The sequence below is a fragment of the Enterococcus sp. XAF26B05_ASV22 genome (assembly GCF_056727285.1).
On the sequence record NZ_CM161538.1, the window covers coordinates 450,961 to 467,910 of the forward strand.

The 16,950-nt window shown below is 36.1% G+C and carries 13 protein-coding genes and 1 pseudogene; 11 read left to right on the top strand and 3 right to left on the bottom strand.

Going from position 1 to position 16,950, the window contains the following annotated elements:
* Nucleotides 1–47 precede the first annotated feature (47 nt).
* The 5 genes from AC1PU0_RS02360 (at nucleotide 48) to AC1PU0_RS02380 (ending at nucleotide 3,762) form a co-directional block, all read left to right on the top strand.
* Entirely contained in the window at nucleotides 48–1,280 is a 1,233-nt protein-coding gene (locus tag AC1PU0_RS02360; protein WP_206848472.1) for a hypothetical protein, read from the top strand.
* A 376-nt stretch (nucleotides 1,281–1,656) separates the two neighbouring features.
* Entirely contained in the window at nucleotides 1,657–2,226 is a 570-nt protein-coding gene (apf, locus tag AC1PU0_RS02365) for an aggregation-promoting factor (protein WP_206848474.1), read from the top strand.
* A 241-nt stretch (nucleotides 2,227–2,467) separates the two neighbouring features.
* Nucleotides 2,468–2,668 (top strand): hypothetical protein, encoded by a 201-nt coding sequence (locus AC1PU0_RS02370; RefSeq protein WP_206848476.1) that lies wholly within the window; start codon nucleotides 2,468–2,470, stop codon nucleotides 2,666–2,668.
* Between the two features lie 22 nt (nucleotides 2,669–2,690).
* Complete coding sequence (locus tag AC1PU0_RS02375; RefSeq protein WP_069654015.1) at nucleotides 2,691–3,482, top strand: LssY C-terminal domain-containing protein; 792 nt, start codon at nucleotides 2,691–2,693, stop codon at nucleotides 3,480–3,482.
* 91 nt (nucleotides 3,483–3,573) lie between these two features.
* Complete coding sequence (locus AC1PU0_RS02380) at nucleotides 3,574–3,762, top strand: carbohydrate-binding protein (protein WP_479998657.1); 189 nt, start codon at nucleotides 3,574–3,576, stop codon at nucleotides 3,760–3,762.
* Between the two features lie 112 nt (nucleotides 3,763–3,874).
* On the opposite strand, the gene AC1PU0_RS02385 is transcribed toward AC1PU0_RS02380, so the two are convergent.
* From AC1PU0_RS02385 to AC1PU0_RS02395, 3 genes are read right to left on the bottom strand one after another with little or no spacing between them, the layout of a single operon-like run.
* Nucleotides 3,875–4,477, bottom strand: a complete 603-nt coding sequence (locus AC1PU0_RS02385; RefSeq protein ID WP_206848478.1) for a hypothetical protein — start codon at nucleotides 4,475–4,477, stop codon at nucleotides 3,875–3,877.
* Nucleotides 4,478–4,516: 39 nt separating this feature from the next.
* Nucleotides 4,517–4,876, bottom strand: a complete 360-nt coding sequence (locus AC1PU0_RS02390; RefSeq protein ID WP_242596493.1) for a hypothetical protein — start codon at nucleotides 4,874–4,876, stop codon at nucleotides 4,517–4,519.
* A gap of 50 nt (nucleotides 4,877–4,926) precedes the next feature.
* A complete protein-coding gene (locus AC1PU0_RS02395) occupies nucleotides 4,927–5,301 on the bottom strand; it encodes a MurR/RpiR family transcriptional regulator (protein ID WP_242596494.1) in 375 nt (124 codons plus the stop codon).
* Between the two features lie 161 nt (nucleotides 5,302–5,462).
* Here AC1PU0_RS02395 and AC1PU0_RS02400 point away from each other — a divergent pair.
* From AC1PU0_RS02400 to AC1PU0_RS02425, 6 genes and pseudogenes are all read left to right on the top strand, one after another.
* Nucleotides 5,463–6,911, top strand: a pseudogene (locus AC1PU0_RS02400) (glycoside hydrolase family 1 protein).
* Nucleotides 6,912–7,113: 202 nt separating this feature from the next.
* On the top strand, nucleotides 7,114–7,962 hold the full coding sequence (locus AC1PU0_RS02405; protein ID WP_206834202.1) for a PRD domain-containing protein: 849 nt from the start codon (nucleotides 7,114–7,116) through the stop codon (nucleotides 7,960–7,962).
* 5 nt (nucleotides 7,963–7,967) lie between these two features.
* The gene (locus tag AC1PU0_RS02410; protein ID WP_206848480.1) at nucleotides 7,968–9,827 is read left to right on the top strand and encodes a beta-glucoside-specific PTS transporter subunit IIABC; all 1,860 of its coding nucleotides are present in this window, start codon (nucleotides 7,968–7,970) and stop codon (nucleotides 9,825–9,827) included.
* A gap of 80 nt (nucleotides 9,828–9,907) precedes the next feature.
* Nucleotides 9,908–11,335, top strand: a complete 1,428-nt coding sequence (locus AC1PU0_RS02415) for a family 1 glycosylhydrolase (RefSeq protein ID WP_206848481.1) — start codon at nucleotides 9,908–9,910, stop codon at nucleotides 11,333–11,335.
* Between the two features lie 830 nt (nucleotides 11,336–12,165).
* Nucleotides 12,166–13,257, top strand: a complete 1,092-nt coding sequence (locus tag AC1PU0_RS02420; RefSeq protein ID WP_206848482.1) for a tyrosine-type recombinase/integrase — start codon at nucleotides 12,166–12,168, stop codon at nucleotides 13,255–13,257.
* Between the two features lie 313 nt (nucleotides 13,258–13,570).
* A complete protein-coding gene (locus AC1PU0_RS02425; protein WP_206848483.1) occupies nucleotides 13,571–16,882 on the top strand; it encodes a KxYKxGKxW signal peptide domain-containing protein in 3,312 nt (1,103 codons plus the stop codon).
* Nucleotides 16,883–16,950: the final 68 nt, after the last annotated feature.

Genomic DNA, 16,950 nt, shown 5'->3' on the forward strand with positions numbered 1-16,950 from the left:
CAGTTTATGATCTTCAATCATAAAAAACAAGAGAGGAGAACGGTTTAATGAATGATTATTTCGATGTGTTTTTTCATCAACAAGCAATCCCATTCACTGCGGGAACCGTTCTCTATCAAAAAGATAACACGGAAGAAATTGTTGAAGCGTGTGAAACACTCTATGAACGTTCAACAGGTGAGCTTCTTACTTTTCGGGAAAACGATGAAGTTTCCCGGAAAGTCATTTCTTCGTCTATTAAAAAACATGTAGAAATTCAATTTTTTCAGGCTCAATTAAATTGGGAGGTTTTACTGGAAGAATTGAAGGAACTTTTCCCACAGTTTGTATGGACGAAACTTGTCGAAGAGGTCGATGGTATTTTTAGTACATATTTTTGTGAATTGATACCTGTTGCGTTTAGCTCGAAGGAGGAACCAATCCAATTTATGGTTTCTGCTAGCTTAAAGCAGATGGGGTATTCAACAGGTGAGTCTGTCAGCAGCATTTTGGAGGCAAAACTTTTATCTATTTTTAGAGAAGAAGAAGCCCCTTTTTCTGATGAAACACTTAGTTTTCCCGTAGAAGTGTCTATAGAAGAAACAGTTGAAAAAAAAGTAGAGCCTACTTACTCATTTTTAGATGAAGAAGAATCGAAAAATGAGAAAATACTTGAACTTGAACCGAAAGTTGAAATTGAACAAATGCCTATTGTTCGTTCAGAAGAAAATGAAGTCCGCTTTTTAAAAGAAAGTTTAAAGCGAGAGAAAGCGTCAAAGGAACGTGTGCGGGTAGCAAAAGAAAAATTAGAGTACGAGCTGCTCGCCATAGAAAACAGCTTACTCGTTAGTGGATTAAAACGGTTCAAGAAGCATCAGAAAACGTCAATTGATGAAGAAGATTGGTATAAACCTGTTTATATTGATCTGATTCAATATGATGATCTCTATAAAAAAGCGAAGTTTATTGAGCAATCATGGCGCTTGAATCGACAATTAGTAACAACCACTGAAAAAATGACCGTAACCAAAGATCAATGGGTGTATGAACGAGCTCGTATTGAAAAAATCAAAAACAGTGTTTCCGAAATGGATTTACGGTCAATGATGGAACAATGCCATTTAATCAATGAACGGGTTAAAATTCGTCCAGGTTTCTTATTTTTGAAGCCTAGGGTAAAGTTATATCAAATAGACTATGAACAATTACAGAAAATCAGTGCCTTTTTTGATATCATTCAAACTGAAAATAGATTATTAGAGTCAGTGATTGAACAAAAAGAACTCAATACATTATCGTAAATGAGAAAGCAGAAACACTAGGAAGCTAGATGTGTTTCTGTTTTTTTGTCGATCAATTTTGTTAGAGAAAAACATTATGCAAAGAAAATTTGAGTAGAAAGGCTGTAACAATTCTATTTTTTTGTAACATTACGATTGTTATAAAATGAAAAAGAAGAAAATTTCAGAAAAAAACATGATTTTTTACATTCTATAAATGAAACGCAAATCCAGTACGAACAAGTGTTTTTCTGAATGTTTTTTACAGACTGTTACGTAATGAAAACACTCGTAACGAATTGTCACTATATGTTCACCTATGAAATATTTTTAGATGTTAAAGTATGCAAAGTCGATAAATAAACGACGAAAATACTTTTTACAAAGGAGAAACAACATGAAATCACTTAAAAAGATTTTATTAGCAACAACTTTGACTGCAGGATTTGGCATTTTTATGGGAACGACTGACGCACACGCTGATAGCTTATATACAGTAAAAACTGGTGATACATTATCTACGATCTCTCACCAATTTAATGGAGACAATAGCCTGATCGATTTAATTGCAAAAGATAATAATATTTCTAATATAAATATGATCTTTGAGGGAGAACAGTTAACGATCCGCACTGCTGATGAAGCAGCACCAGCGCCAGCCCAACAGGCAGCAGTAGCTCCTGTGCAAGAAACGCAAGAGCAAGCAGCACCAGTGGTAGAAGAAGCATCAGCAGCACCAGCTGCGACTACTTCATCTGCAAAAGAATGGATCGCACAAAAAGAATCTAGTGGTTCTTACAGTGCTACAAATGGTCGATACATTGGTAGGTATCAATTAGATGCTTCTTACTTAAATGGAGATTACTCTGAAGCCAATCAAGAAAGTGTAGCAGATAGTTATGTGGCTGGACGTTATGGCTCATGGGAAGCAGCACAAGCATTCTGGATGGCTAACGGTTGGTACTAAGCAAAATAGTTCCTTCATTAGTATTCTAGAAAGCTTCAAAAGTAAAAATTGGGACAGCAGTCTATTTCTAAAGAACTGCTTCTTCCTGTCATTTATCCTGTTTTCAGCTGAGACTGAGACATGACTCTAAGAGTGATGTCTCAGTCGTTTTTTTTTAGGAGCGAAATGTTATTAGGCGACTTTATTTGAGATGTGAGTATAATTAAGTAACTGGACTTTATCTAAGAAAGGATGAAGCAAAATGACTAAATTTTATAAAAACCTCAAAACAGGAGCTGTTATCACGGCTGTGAAATACCAAGAAAAAGTCATGAATAATACGGCAGAAACAAGTGCTGATCTAGGAACGATGGATGTAGGTTCCTATGGTAGTATTGTGAACGATGTATTTGAAGTTTATAGTCCATATGTTCCATATGATCCAGAGACAAAAGTACAATAGTCATTTTAAGTAGGAGGTTTATATGAAAAAACAAACATTGCTGAACAGTATTTTTAGATTAGTTCGCTTTATTTTTATTGTTGTAATAGGGTATTTAGTTTATAAGTCATTATTCTCAGAAATTTTAACAAGAAAAATTCATCTCTTTCTATACATTATTTTGTGGCTGTTTAGCTCCTATCTAGTGATTCCTTTTATCAATAAATTAATGACCGGGCGCTATCTGCCTGATTATTTCATCGGTCGTTCTAGAACCAGTGATGGATTGCTTGGTGATCCTATCAATCTTGCTTTTACAGGATCACCAGCGGAATTGGAACAACTCTTTTTAAGTGCTGGATGGACAAAAGCAGAACCTTTGTCCTTACGTTCAAGTGTAAACATGGTCACGGCAAGCGTGTTTGGTCAATCTTATCCTAGCGCGCCAGTCAGTTCCTTATTCTTATTCAATAAGAAACAGGATCTAGCATTTGAAAAAGAAATCAACAATAATCCAAGACGGAGACATCATGTCCGTTTTTGGAAAACACCAGATAACTGGTATTTACCTGGAGGAAGAGAAGCTGGTTGGCTCGGTGCTGCAACGTACGATAAAAAAGTTGGCTTTTCCTTTTTTACAGGCCAAGTGACACATAAAATCAATTCAGATGTGGATCAAGAACGAGACTTTGTCTTAGAGACATTTAAACAATCGACTGAAGCCGTATCGATTGAAATAGTGGAACACTTTACAACAAGTTATCATGGCCGTAACGGTGGTGGGGATGAAATTTATACGGATGGTGCGCTACCCTTTATTAAAATAGACAAATAACCAGAAAAATGCTTAGAACATTCCTTTATAAGCTAAACATAGAAATTGAATAAATGGTGGACAGAAGCAACTACTTCGACAATGACAGAAATTGTTACCGAAAACAGTATTACCTTTTGTGGGGTATAAGATATACCGTGATGGCGCATTGGTTGGAATGGGTGCAGTGAAAACAAAAGAAAGTACAACACCTCTTGTAACCAACGCATGGGATGCAGCAAAAGCATACAACGGTGGAGACGTTGTGACGTATCAAGGCAAAACCTATAAACCAAAATAGCGGACACAAGGAAATATACCAGGAACAGAACAATGAGGGCCGTGGGAATAGGATAGCTAGAAAAACAAAAAAGAAGCTAGGCATAACAGCGATTGTTACCTAGCTTCTTTTTCTATTCTGGCGGTGTATCTAAATAGTCATGAATGAGCGCCGCATATTTTTCAACAATCATTTGTCCTTTTTTCATCAAAATATAAATACCAGGATCGACCATATTGACAATATAATCCGTAGTGAATTCTGTTTTCAGCAATTTAATTGCTTCTTCTTTAGTCGTACATGTATTTAGTCCATTATCTTCAAAAACGCTATTTAATTGACCTAAAGACCAGTAATCAATAACCGAGGTATCGTTTACAATAGTTAGATAATCGGCAAACAATAACTCATTGGTACTTGCAACAGGATCAATTCCAAGCTCCATTTCAAAAAAATCTGGAAAATCGATAATAGTTGACTCTTTCTCATTGAGCCAATCAAGTAAGATCACTTCCCCCGGAAGTAAACTATCTTCATTACGAATCATGCTTTCCCTGGGTACGAGGTTACTTGTGCCATTCGCAATTGATTTTAGCCAGTCATCAACGTTCCGATTTTCTGACATCACTGGAAATTCAGGATATGACGCATAAATTGCAATAATTTTAGCTAGTTCCTTATCTAAATCAACTACCTCTTTCGGTTCTTTCTGTTTAAAAAAGTCAAATAAGCCCATTTTGTTCTCCTTTTTTTAGTGAATAGTCACATGATATCGCTATATTGGTTGATACAAACTTGCATATCGTCGTGCAAAGTAATCCAGAAAAAATGTTAGTGGATAATTACCAATACGTACATAATTTGTCGTGGTCACGTTAACGGACAGATCAAATTGATTGGTCAACGTATTTTGTGTATGTTGTGTTAAAAGAATTGATTTGGCTGGACTATCACTGATTTTCCTCATTAGTTCACTGCTGCGATTAAGTAATGAGCCATAAGATGAAATGACGATCACGATTGATTTTTCGCTGAGCTCTGTTACGAAGGCTTCTTGGGTTTCTTTTGTTTCACCTACAAAAATCAGCTTTTGACTTAGCAGAAAAGAAGTTTGCAACTCTTTTGCTAGTTCCATTGTGGAGCTATATCCAATAAGAACAACTTCCTCTGCTTCGTGGATATCTGCTAAAATTTGATCGACTTGTGCAATATCGAGTGTTTGTAGAACATCATTTTCTCAGCACTATATGAAGTAAGATAGCCCTTAGGATCATTTTTTAGATCAGTTAATTCTTGTTCTTTCATACGTAAACCACTGTGCTTTTTCATCGTTCCTAAAGAAACTAATGATTCCCATAAAGAAGCAAAGCTGGAGACACCAAAATGACGGCAGAATCGTGTTAGCGTTGCAGGGGAAACAAAGCAGCGTTCAGCAATTTCAGTAATCGTCAATGATCGAATTTCATTGAGATGTGAAAAGAGGTAAATGATGATGCGTGAATACGTCGCATCTCGTTTGGTTGTATTTAAATAATGGAGAAAATCGAATAGGTCTAGCATAAAAAAACTCCTTTAAAGTACTTCATTTTCATAAAGATGAAAATGAACAAAAATAATGAAAATCATGCAAGAAAGATAAAAATACCTTTGCATTTTCTCATGTTAAGATAATTTTAATAAGTCAATTATACACTAAATCAATGACTGAGAGGATGGGAAATATGAGCGGATTTCCACAAAATTTTTTATGGGGTGGCGCAACTGCAGCAAATCAATTTGAAGGGGCGTTTTTAGAAGACGGTAAAGGCTGGTCAACAGCGGATACAGCACGTTTTATCGAGGAAAATGGTATTAGCATGGCAGAGCTATTAAAACCAACAACAAAAGCAGATGTTGAATTTGCGATGAAGGACAAAGAAGGGGTTTATCCTAAACGTCACGGCATCGATTTTTATCACAGATACAAAGAAGATATCGCATTATTTGCAGGAATGGGTTTTAAAACGTTCCGTCTGTCGATTTCTTGGCCGCGTATCTTTCCAAACGGTGATGAGTTGGAGCCAAATGAAGCAGGTTTAGCCTTTTATGATGCGGTATTCGATGAATGTTTGAAATACAATATTGAACCTTTAGTGACGATTTCTCATTATGAGTTTCCTTTAGGGTTAGCCCTTAAACAAAATGGCTGGGAGAGTCGTGAGACGATTGCGGCATTTGAACGTTATGCTCGTGTTCTGTTTAATCGCTATAAAGATAAAGTGAAATACTGGTTGACCTTTAACGAAATCAATATCATCGGGATGACCGAATATCTAAGCGGTGGTATTTTAGCAGATGGGGAAAAAAATATGCTTCAAGCGCAATACCAAGCAGCGCACCATCAACTTATTGCGAGTGCCTTAGCAGTCAAAGCCTGTCATGAGATTATTCCAGATGCTCAAATCGGCTGTATGTTAGCTCGCATGGAAGCTTATCCAGAAACCTGTAATCCGCTAGATGTCATGGAAAGTATCAATAGTGATCACAATAACTTGTTTTATTCAGTTGTTCAAATTCGTGGAGACTATCCACGTTATATGAACAAGTTTTTCCGTGATCATTCTATTACGATCCAAAAAGAAGCGGGAGATGATCAAGTTTTACGTGAAGGTACCGTTGACTTTATGTCCTTTAGCTATTATATGAGTAGTATCGCATCACATGAAAAATAGGGGGACACGACAGGTGGAAACTTACTTGCATCTAAGAAAAATCCCTATCTAAAAGCAAGTGACTGGGGCTGGTAGATCGATCCGGTGGGACTTCGTGTGACATTGCATAAATTATATGACCGCTACCAAGTACCATTGTTTATTGTAGAAAATGGATTAGGAGCAAAAGATGTTGTTGAAGCAGATGGAAGTATCCATGATAGTTATCGAATCGACTATTTAAGAAGTCATATTGAACAGATGGAACAAGCAATTGACGAAGGAGTAGAGTTGATGGGGTATACACCATGGGGCTGTATCGATTTAGTCAGTGCAAGCACCAGTGAAATGTCCAAACGTTATGGCTTTATATATGTTGATTTAGACGATGAAGGAAAAGGAACATTGGCTCGTTCGAAAAAAGATTCTTACTATTGGTATAAAAAAGTGATTGAAACAAATGGCGCGAACTTAGATTAAGTAAATAATCCCGAAATATAGTCATGTAAGCGTTGCTTATTTCAATTGAATGGCTTATACTGAAAGCAAGAAAAAAAACGTTAATGACGAAGCAGTCATTTTATAGAGTATGTTACTGAATTTATGCAGGCAGAACTCAGATTACCTAGGAATGTCCTTTCCTGGGTAGTTTGAGTTTTTTTTCTGGAAAGGAGTAAAACAAGTGAAAGTAAGTCAAATTTTAAACAACAACGTAGCAATCGTAAGTCGAGGAGATAATGAGGTCATTGTCTATGCTAAAGGGTTGGCCTTTAGAAAAAAAGTTGGACAGGTCATTTACGAAAATGAAATCGAAAAGACCTATGTTCTAGATTCTAATGATATGCTGGAGCATTTTAGTTATTTGTTGTCCCATTCTGACGCCAATCATATTACTTTAGTCAATCAAATCATTGCTTACGGAGAAGAAATGTTGGGTGAAAAATCAAATGATTACCTCAGTTTGACCTTACTGGATCATATTGAATTTGCATTGAAACGTGCAGCCAAAGGACAATTTATCCGCAGCCCATTAACTTGGGAAGTAAAGAAATTTTATCCGCAACATTTTGACATTGGCATGTATGCATTGAACTTGATCAATGAACAATTTCAACTAACGTTTCCAGAAGACGAAGCCATTTCAATTGCCTTACACTTTGTCAATCTGCAAGAGGATAAGAACAATTTGGACGAAACGATCCGCTCAATGGAAAGTCTAAGAGATATCTTATCGATCATTCAGTACCATTTTCAACTCAAATTAGACGAAGGTTCTATGAATTATATGAGACTGATGACCCATCTGCAATACTTTATTCAACGAATCATGACTAAAAATAGTTATGAAGAAAGCGACACGATTTTAAATGAACAAATAAAATCAATGTATGCAGGTTCGTTTGAATGTGTGCAGAAAATCAGAGTCTACATTAAGCAAAAGTACGCCTGTGATCTAACGATCGATGAAGAAACCTATCTTATGCTCCATATCCATCGAGTGACGAATCGGAGTCAAAAAGAGAGGACATAAGAAAAATGAAATACCAATCATTTAATGAAGAAATCATCCGTCTAGTGGGCGGAAAAGAAAATATCCAAGCAGTGGTACATTGTATGACTCGCTTACGCTTTACCTTGAAGGACCGCGAAAAAGCGAACACAGAAGAATTGAAAGCACTTGATGGTGTGATCGATGTTGTTTCCAATAATGTGGCCTATCAAGTGATTATTGGGACACATGTCAATGAAGTGCACGCTGAATTAATCAGTATGCTCGGATTAGCATCTAGTACAGATGAGGAAACGGAAGTAAAAGAGAAGAAAAATCCTTTGAAAGCAGCAATGGATTTACTTTCTGAAACCATGACACCGGTAATCGAACCGATTATTGCTTCTGGATTACTTGCTGGATTTTTATCGTTATTTTCAATTACAGGGCTAATTTCTGCAGATAGTCCAACGTATCAATTGTTAGATTCGATTCGTTCAGCCGTCTTCTTCTTTTTACCAATATTTATTGCGATGTCTTGTGCAAAGCGTTTAAAAGCTAGTCCTTATCTAGCAGTGGCACTAGCTGCAACGCTTGTATCAACGTCAATCAATGATGTAGCTGGTTTAAGTATTTTTGGTATTCAGCTACCACAAATGGTTTATGCGAACTCATTTATTCCAATTATTTTAGCGGTATGGTTTATGGGGCAATTAACTGTATTGCTAAATAAATATGTACCTAAGTTTTTACAGTATTTTTTAAACCCATTATTGATCATGGTGATTTGTTTACCCGTGACATTGTTGATTTTTGGTCCAATCGGTATTTGGATCGGTGACGGTATTGGGTGGTTCTTTGAAGTCCTGCATAATACTTTTGGTAGTTGGATCGTAGTGATGCTCTATGCAGCATTCCAACCATTCTTGATCATGTTGGGAGCTGGGAACTTTATGATGCCGTTAGCATTGAACTTTGTGAATAAAATGGGGTATGATCCAATTTTCTTAGCAGCAGCTACAATTTCTGATTTAGCTGTATCTGGCGCAATGCTAGGATACTTTTTAAGAGCGAAAGATTCTAAACAAAAACAATTATTTGGGACAGTCAGCTTCAGTGCGTTGATGGGTGTGACAGAACCTGCTATTTATGGTGCATTTATTAAATTTAGAAGACCGTTCATCGCTGTTATGATCGGTGGTGGTCTTGGTGGTTTGTTTGCAGGGTTAATGAACGTTAAAACATATTCCATTGTTTGGGGATTGATGGGCTTGCCATCGTATGCCGACAACCAAGATTTTTCTAACTTAATTTTTATGGTCATTAGTGTTGTAATCGGTTTTGTTACAGCGGCAGTTGCAGCTTATATTTTAGGGATTCCTCAAGATGAAAAAGCAGCTCAGCCAAAAGAAACATCAAAAGAAGCAACGAGTGAAAAGAAGAGTGAATTAAAAAAAGTTCCTTTAAACTCTGTCGTTGAAGGAAAAGCAGTGCCGTTAGCTGAAATCAACGATCAAGCATTTTCAACTGGGGCATTAGGTAAAGGACTAGGAATCATTCCAACAGATAATAAAATTGTTGCACCTGTTTCTGGTGAAGTCTCAGCTGTTTTCCCAACAAAACATGCAATTGGGATTAAAACAGAAGAAGGCGTTGAAGTGTTGATCCATATTGGGATTGATACCGTAGAATTGGACGGCAAACACTTTGATACGATCGTAGAGCAAGGCACGATTATCGAAAAAGGACAATTGTTATCTACTGTTGATTTTGAAGGGATTCAAAAAGACGGTTATGATCCAACTGTTATTGTGGTCGTTACGAATACAATGGATTATCTAGATGTGATTCCAGCAGTACAAGAAGATGTAACTGTTGGAGATGAATGTTTAACGGTTATTTTATAGAAGAATTACTAGAAAGGGGATTGGGATTTACTCAGCCTCTTTCTGGTCTAATGTTACTAAGGAATCAAGGAGGGTTTAGAATGAATAAAAACGAATTTTTATGGGGAGGCAGTATTGCTGCTCACCAATGTGAAGGGGCTTTTGACCAAGATGGAAAAGGTGTAGCAATCATGGATCTTGTTACACAAGGCTCTCATGAAGTTCCACGAGAAATTTGCAAAACGATCGAATCAGGGAAATATTATCCTTCTCATGACGGCATCGATTTCTATCATAAATACAAAGAAGATATTGCATTGTTTGCTGAAATGGGGTTTAAAGCGTTACGTATTTCAATTGATTGGTCAAGAATTTATCCTAAGGGCGATGAAGAAACGCCAAATCAATTGGGGATTCAGTTTTATCAAAAGGTTGTTGATGAGTTATTACAAAATGACATTGAGCCGATTGTGACGTTATATCATTTCGAGATGCCAGTTCACCTGGTTAGAGAATATGGTTCATGGACGAATCCAAAAGTGATCGAGTTTTATTTGAATTATTGTCAAACGATGTTTGAAGCCTTAAAAGGTAAGGTCCGTTACTGGGTTACTTTCAATGAAATGAATCATATTGATCCACAGACAGAAGCTTCAGACATTTTTACTTACATTATTGCAGGACTAAAGTATACGGAAATGGACAATAAAAAACAAACACTTGCAACAATCAGCTATAATATGACATTAGCCAGTGTTAAGGCTGTTAAATTAGCGCGCACGATCGATCCTACTAATCAGGTTGGTTGTGTATTTGGTTTGACACCTGCTTATCCTTTAAATTGTGATCCGCAAAATGTCATGAATTCATTGAAAGAGACAGACCGCGAATTCTATCAGATCGATGCTATGTGTATGGGGAAATTCCCTGAGTATAAACTGAAAGAATATCAAGCGCAAGGAATCGATTTAACTGTTTCAAAAGAAGACCAATTAGCTTTTAAAGAAGGAAAATTAGATTTCATTGGGTTGAATTATTACTCCTCTAGTGTGGCTCATTATGAGGGGGATGATGACAATGAAGAAACCTTATTCGGTGGTGTCCAAAATCCTTATTTAGAGCAAAGCAAATGGGGCTGGGCAATTGATCCGACTGGATTGAGATATCTATTGAACTATATTTATAGACGATATGGCTTGCCGATCATTATCACTGAAAATGGATTAGGAGCAGTTGATCAGCTGGAGGCAGATGGCACTATTCAAGACGATTATCGCATCGAATATGTACAAAAACATTTAGAGCAAATGGAAAAAGCAATCGTCGAAGATTATGTTGAGTGCTTTGGGTATTTAATGTGGGGACCCATTGATTTAGTCAGTGCAACAACTGGTGAAATGAAAAAACGTTATGGCTTTATCTATGTAGATAAAAATGACGATCAGACAGGAACCTTAGAACGGAAAAAGAAAAAATCATTTACCTGGTATCAAGAAGTCATACAAAATAATCCAACATTTAAAGTATAGAAAATTGTAGTGAAAAGCAAGAGAATGGACCAAAACGAGAGACGTTTTGGTCCATTTTTTGTGTTGAAAACTAAATTGAATATGTAAAAGAATAGACTGTTTTTTTACTTTTTTAGTAAAAAAGTAAAAAATAGTTGGTATATTTGGTGTGAATACGATAACATTGTAATTAATAACATTCATAATCATAATTTTGTATATCATGTTAGATAGTTTAATTTAAGGGTCTGAAGGGATCCTCAAAAGAAATCGTAAAAAAGGTTAGTGATAAATAAATAATTAGGTGAAATTTGTGTTGGTTAAAAAGTTTTGAATAAGAATTATTTTGTGTGGTACAGGGGGAGTAGCTATTCAGCTATGAAAAGTGACAAATGAACAATAGATGTATTTGGTTTGATCACGTCTAGTTTAGAGATAACACTCATTGGAGATTTTCTTGTTCTTTGAAGGAACAAGAAATGAGAAAATGATATTTTGATGAATAAATATGTTGGTTGTAGAAACAGCTTTACTCATTCAACACCTAGTATTGTACTATTTAAGTATGTTCAATGTCAATAGGTATTGGTGTAATTGGTTTTATAAAAAAAGTCTTTATCTCTTATTGTTATTAAAAAAACGTTCATAATGTTATTTTATCAAAGGTAAAAAAATAGTTTATCAAAGAACAGGCTCAGTTCCTTTGATCATTTATGAACAAAAAATTCTCCCTTACAAAGTGTGAAAGCGTCTATTTAGTTGGAAAAATACTGGAAAATCAACGTTTCAGTGCTTCAGTTTCAACGCCGTCAAATGCGCCGTCACAAATAAAAAATGAGAGAGGGACTGCCATGGCAAAAAGAGGGGAAAATATCTATAAGAGAAAAGATGGCCGATGGGAAGGCCGGTATATAAAAGAACGAAAAACAGATGGGAAAATTCGTTATGGTTACATTTACTCCAGAAAATATTTAGAAGTGAAGCATAAGCTAATGTTGTTAAAAGCGGACTCTTTAAGAGATACAGCGTTCCAATCCTACTATACTGGAACGCTGACTGAGTGGCTAGAAGTATGGCTTGATACAATTGCTAAACCCAAAGTTAAACTAAGTACGTACAATAGTTATAAAAGTAAAGTTCAACTGCATATTACCCCAACCATCGGGAATATTCGCCTGCATGAATTAGTGCCCGCAGACATCAACCAATGGATTTTACAATTGAGCTTAACGCTATCACCAAGCTCTGTACATGCCGTTCATCGCGTGTTAAAAACTGCGTTAACTCAAGCGGAGCGACAGGATTTGCTAAAAAAGAATCCCACTTTAAATATTGATTTACCTAAATTAGAAAAGCAAAGAGTCCGTGCTTTTTCTATTGAACAACAAAAAAAGATCAAAGAAGCCGCTAGAAAAGACGAAAGATATTTACCTATTATACTGGCCTTGGAAACCGGTATGCGAATAGGAGAAATCAGTGCACTACGCTGGACAGATATAGACTTTTCAGAAAAAACAATCCACATTAAGCGAACGCTGCAACGTTTGCAGGTGGATAAAGGCAAAACGGCTATTATCGAAGGAACGCCGAAGACATTCCAATCAGAGAGAATCTTACCCTTGTCAAAGCAACTAGAAGCTTATTTAAGTAAAATCAAACAAACATCAGAAAGTTTGTATGTTGTAGGGTTAGCAGAATCTTGTACAGAACCACGAACGATCACGTATCGGTTTAAAAAACTGTTGGACCAACTTCAAATAGCACAATTGCCTTTCCATGCTTTGCGACATACATTTGCAACTCGTTGTTTAGAGTTAAGTGTGAACATTGCGACAATCAGTTCAATGCTAGGACATACATCAACAAAAATGACGTTAGATGTATACACCAATTCATTTATGAAAGATGAGCGACAAGCAATAGAAAAAATATCTACCCTTTAACTTAGTTGCTCATGCTCAAAAATTGATTAGAAGCCACTTGATGCCCTCAAGTGGTTTTTATATTGCCCTAGAATATCGATCTATAACCGTCAACTGAGCCGTCAAACAAATTATAAAGCGCATGGAACCCATAATAAAAAGCCAATTCTTGTTCCTTCAAAAAAGAAGAAATGGAAAACAACTTGGATACGGCTTAATCTAATAGCCTATATACTTTATTATATGGATTTTTTTGGCTGTGTCCATTATTTTACTTTGAGTGAGAATTAATTCAAAGTGGTATTTAAAAAAATTATTATGGGGGTAAGGATTCATGAAGAGTAACAAAAATGTCAGAAAAGATGATTTAAGTCTTGAAAGTAACACAAAAAAAATTTACAAGATGTATAAGAGAAAGAAACAATGGGTAGTAGCTCCTGTCGTATTTGGATTATTGATTAATGCACTTAGTCCTGTAGCTGCATTAGCGGTAACAGATACTGATATAATTCTTAAAGCAGAGCAAGCAAGAGCGGTATCTACTAATGATTTAGAGGCACTAAAAGCAGAGGCTGAAACCAATATTTTAGTATTAGTTTCACTAACAAAAGAGGCGAAAGACCAATTTATCAAAGCGGTTAAGGATGCTACGAACGATAGCGGAATTAAAATCGCGCTCAAAGAGGCACGCCAAGCTGATGTAGTTCAGTCGGTTGCGAATGAAAAAGAGGAATATGCGAGTAAAATCAATGCATTGAGTTTCTTATCTGATGGGACGAAAACAACATATATCAACAAGATTACAGCACTTGGGTTCGATGCGTTAATAAAAACATATGAAAAAGTAGTAGTGGATAAAAATTATGCGACAGCGAAAGCAAGTTTTGACACACAATTAGAAGAAATCAAAGTAGCTGCAAATGAAATTATGGAACAAGCAATTGCAGAAGACACTGCACTTGCGAACATTCCACAATACAAAATAGAACAAAAAGCAGTTATAAATAATCTAACGTACCTTTCAGAACTACAAAAGTATAACTATAATAAAGGAATTGATGCGGTAGAAACAAAAGTGGAGATTGACGCTATTGTAGCAAAGGCAACAGCTGAAAACACTACTCTTTTAAGTGAGGAAATAACAGGGAAAATTGCTGAGTTAAAAGCGAAAGTAGCAGAAATTAAAGAAGTTGATTCAACAAAACATGATGAATTAATAGCGATGATCAACGGCGTAGGAAAGGAAACCAACGCTGAAACACTAAGTAAATTAATCTCGCTAGAATCGGTTATTGCCAAAGAAGTGAAGGACGTTCTAGAAGGTGCTCTTGCAACACAACTAAAAACGGAAAAAACAGCTTTAAAAACAACTATTTTGAATGATAAAAAAGCAAATGAGTTGATTACAGATGCAGAAGTGAGAAAATTCACTACTCGTGTAGAAGCTAGTAAGACGCTAGAAGAACTGAGTGTAGTACAATCAGAGTGGAAGGCGCTTGTTGCCGTTAAAGACATTGAAAAAGAGCAAGATATTGGAAAAGCACAACAAGTAGCGAATGATTTAGTCAACAAGCTAGAATTAGATGAGGTTCAAAAAAATCATTATTTAGAATCCATTCGATTAGAGAATGATACAACAGAAATAGCAAAAATAGTGGTCGAAGCACAAAACGCTGCACGTGAATGGAAAGAAAAAAATGAAGCAGAGCTAAAAGCTGCTAAAGAGCAAGCAATCAAAGAGATTAACGCATTGAAACATCTATCAAAAGACGCCAAAATAACACTGATAGAGAATGTGGACAAAGCAATCAATATAGTTGAGGTAGCAGAGCAATTAGCTAGTGCTAAAACAGAAGATGCGACCGTTCAATTAAACAACGAAAAAGAAACGGCAAAATCAAAAATCAAAAAGTTTAACTATTTGTCAGAGGAAGAGCAAAAACCTTTTATTGATAGTATTGATAAAGCAGAAAGTTCAGCTGCAATCACAGCAATTTTGAATGATGCAATCTATGCTGATTACAAAGCTGGAGTTGGCGCGATCGATGATGCTGATCTAGCAGATGCCAAAGGTTTAGCTAAGGAAGTTATAAATAAATTGGAAAATCTAACTGCAGCTGAAAAAACAGTGGCATTTAAAGATATTGATAAGGCAACTACAGTACAACAAATTACTGATGCATTAGATCAAGCCAAAGAATTAGATAAAGGCAATGCATCAGCAAATGAATTAGCCAAAGAGTTAGAAAAATATAAAGAGGATAAAAAAGCCGAAATCGATACACTAGAATTTTTATCCAAAGAAGAAAAAAATGGCTATAAAGCAGAAATCAATTTAGCTACAGATAGAGACGAAGTGGATGACGTATTTAACAAAGCCAGTGCGGCGAATAAGCAAATTGAACAAGAGAAATTTGAAGTAGATAAAGAAAAAAATACGCTCATTAGCAAGATTAAAAATTACAAAGAATTAACGGACGCAGAGAAAAAACAATTTATCTCACAAACGTTTGATTGCAAATCTGTAGATGAGGTTACTACATTAAGTAAAAAAATTGCTCAGCTATGCCTAGACCGTGAGATATCAAATGCAGCAGATAATTATAAAACTGTAATTAAAAAGGCGATTGATGGTCTTTTAAGTTTATCTCAAAGACAAAAAGAGGCCTATCAAAAAGAAGTTGAAGCTACTAAAGATAAAGCTGCGGCAGTAAAAATTTATGAATCCGCAAAAGCAGAAGATATCCGTATCTTTGATAAAGAAAAGACAAATGACGTTGACTCATTGATTGCTTCTGGCTCTTATGTAGAGGCTCAAAAAGTAATCAACCAATTAAAATCAGATGCTACTCGTAAACAATACCAAAAGAAACTTAATGATAGTATTGCATTGACGGATGCGAAAGCTGATGCGAATAAACAAATCGATGCTTTAGAAAACTTATCTGTTGAAGAAAAAGCAGCAGCGAAAGAAAAAATCTCTAAATTAACAACAAAAGCTGCAGTTGAGAAGGAAGTTAAGGCACTCGTAAAAGCAGATAACCTTGTTCACGATAAGCTACTGATTGAGTTGGCAGAAGCACAAATCAAAGGAAAAGACTTTGCCAAAGCAGCGAAAACCATTGAACAAATCCGTGACGCGGATACTAAAGCTGCATTGCAAAAACAATTAGAAAACGCTCAAAAAGTAGTACCAACATTCAGAGGATCAGCTCATGTTAGTAATAAAGGCTGGATGAAACCTGTTGGAGCCAATAAAGTGATTGGGACAACTGGAAAATCTTTACAAATGGAAGCTGTAAAATTAACATTATCAGACGTTGAAATGCCTAAATCGGCTAAGTCAGTTGCAGGTGGTATCAAATACCGTGCACACGTTCGAAACATTGGCTGGCAAAAATTCGTTTCAAATGGCGCCGTAGCAGGAACTGTTGGGCAAGTTCGTCAAATGGAAGCTATCCAAATCAAATTGACGGGTGAATTAGCTAAACGATACGATGTTCAGTATCGTGTTCATGGACGTAACTATGGCTGGCAAAAATATGTTTCAAACGGCGCAACTGCTGGTACTGTTGGCAAATCATTGCGTATGGAAGCTCTTCAAGTTCGATTAGTAGAAAAAAATAATTGGGAAGAGATTCGCTAATTAGGTTGAGATCCTCACCTGAAAATTAAATCTCTTATAAGAAGAAACCACTCTAATGATCAGAATCT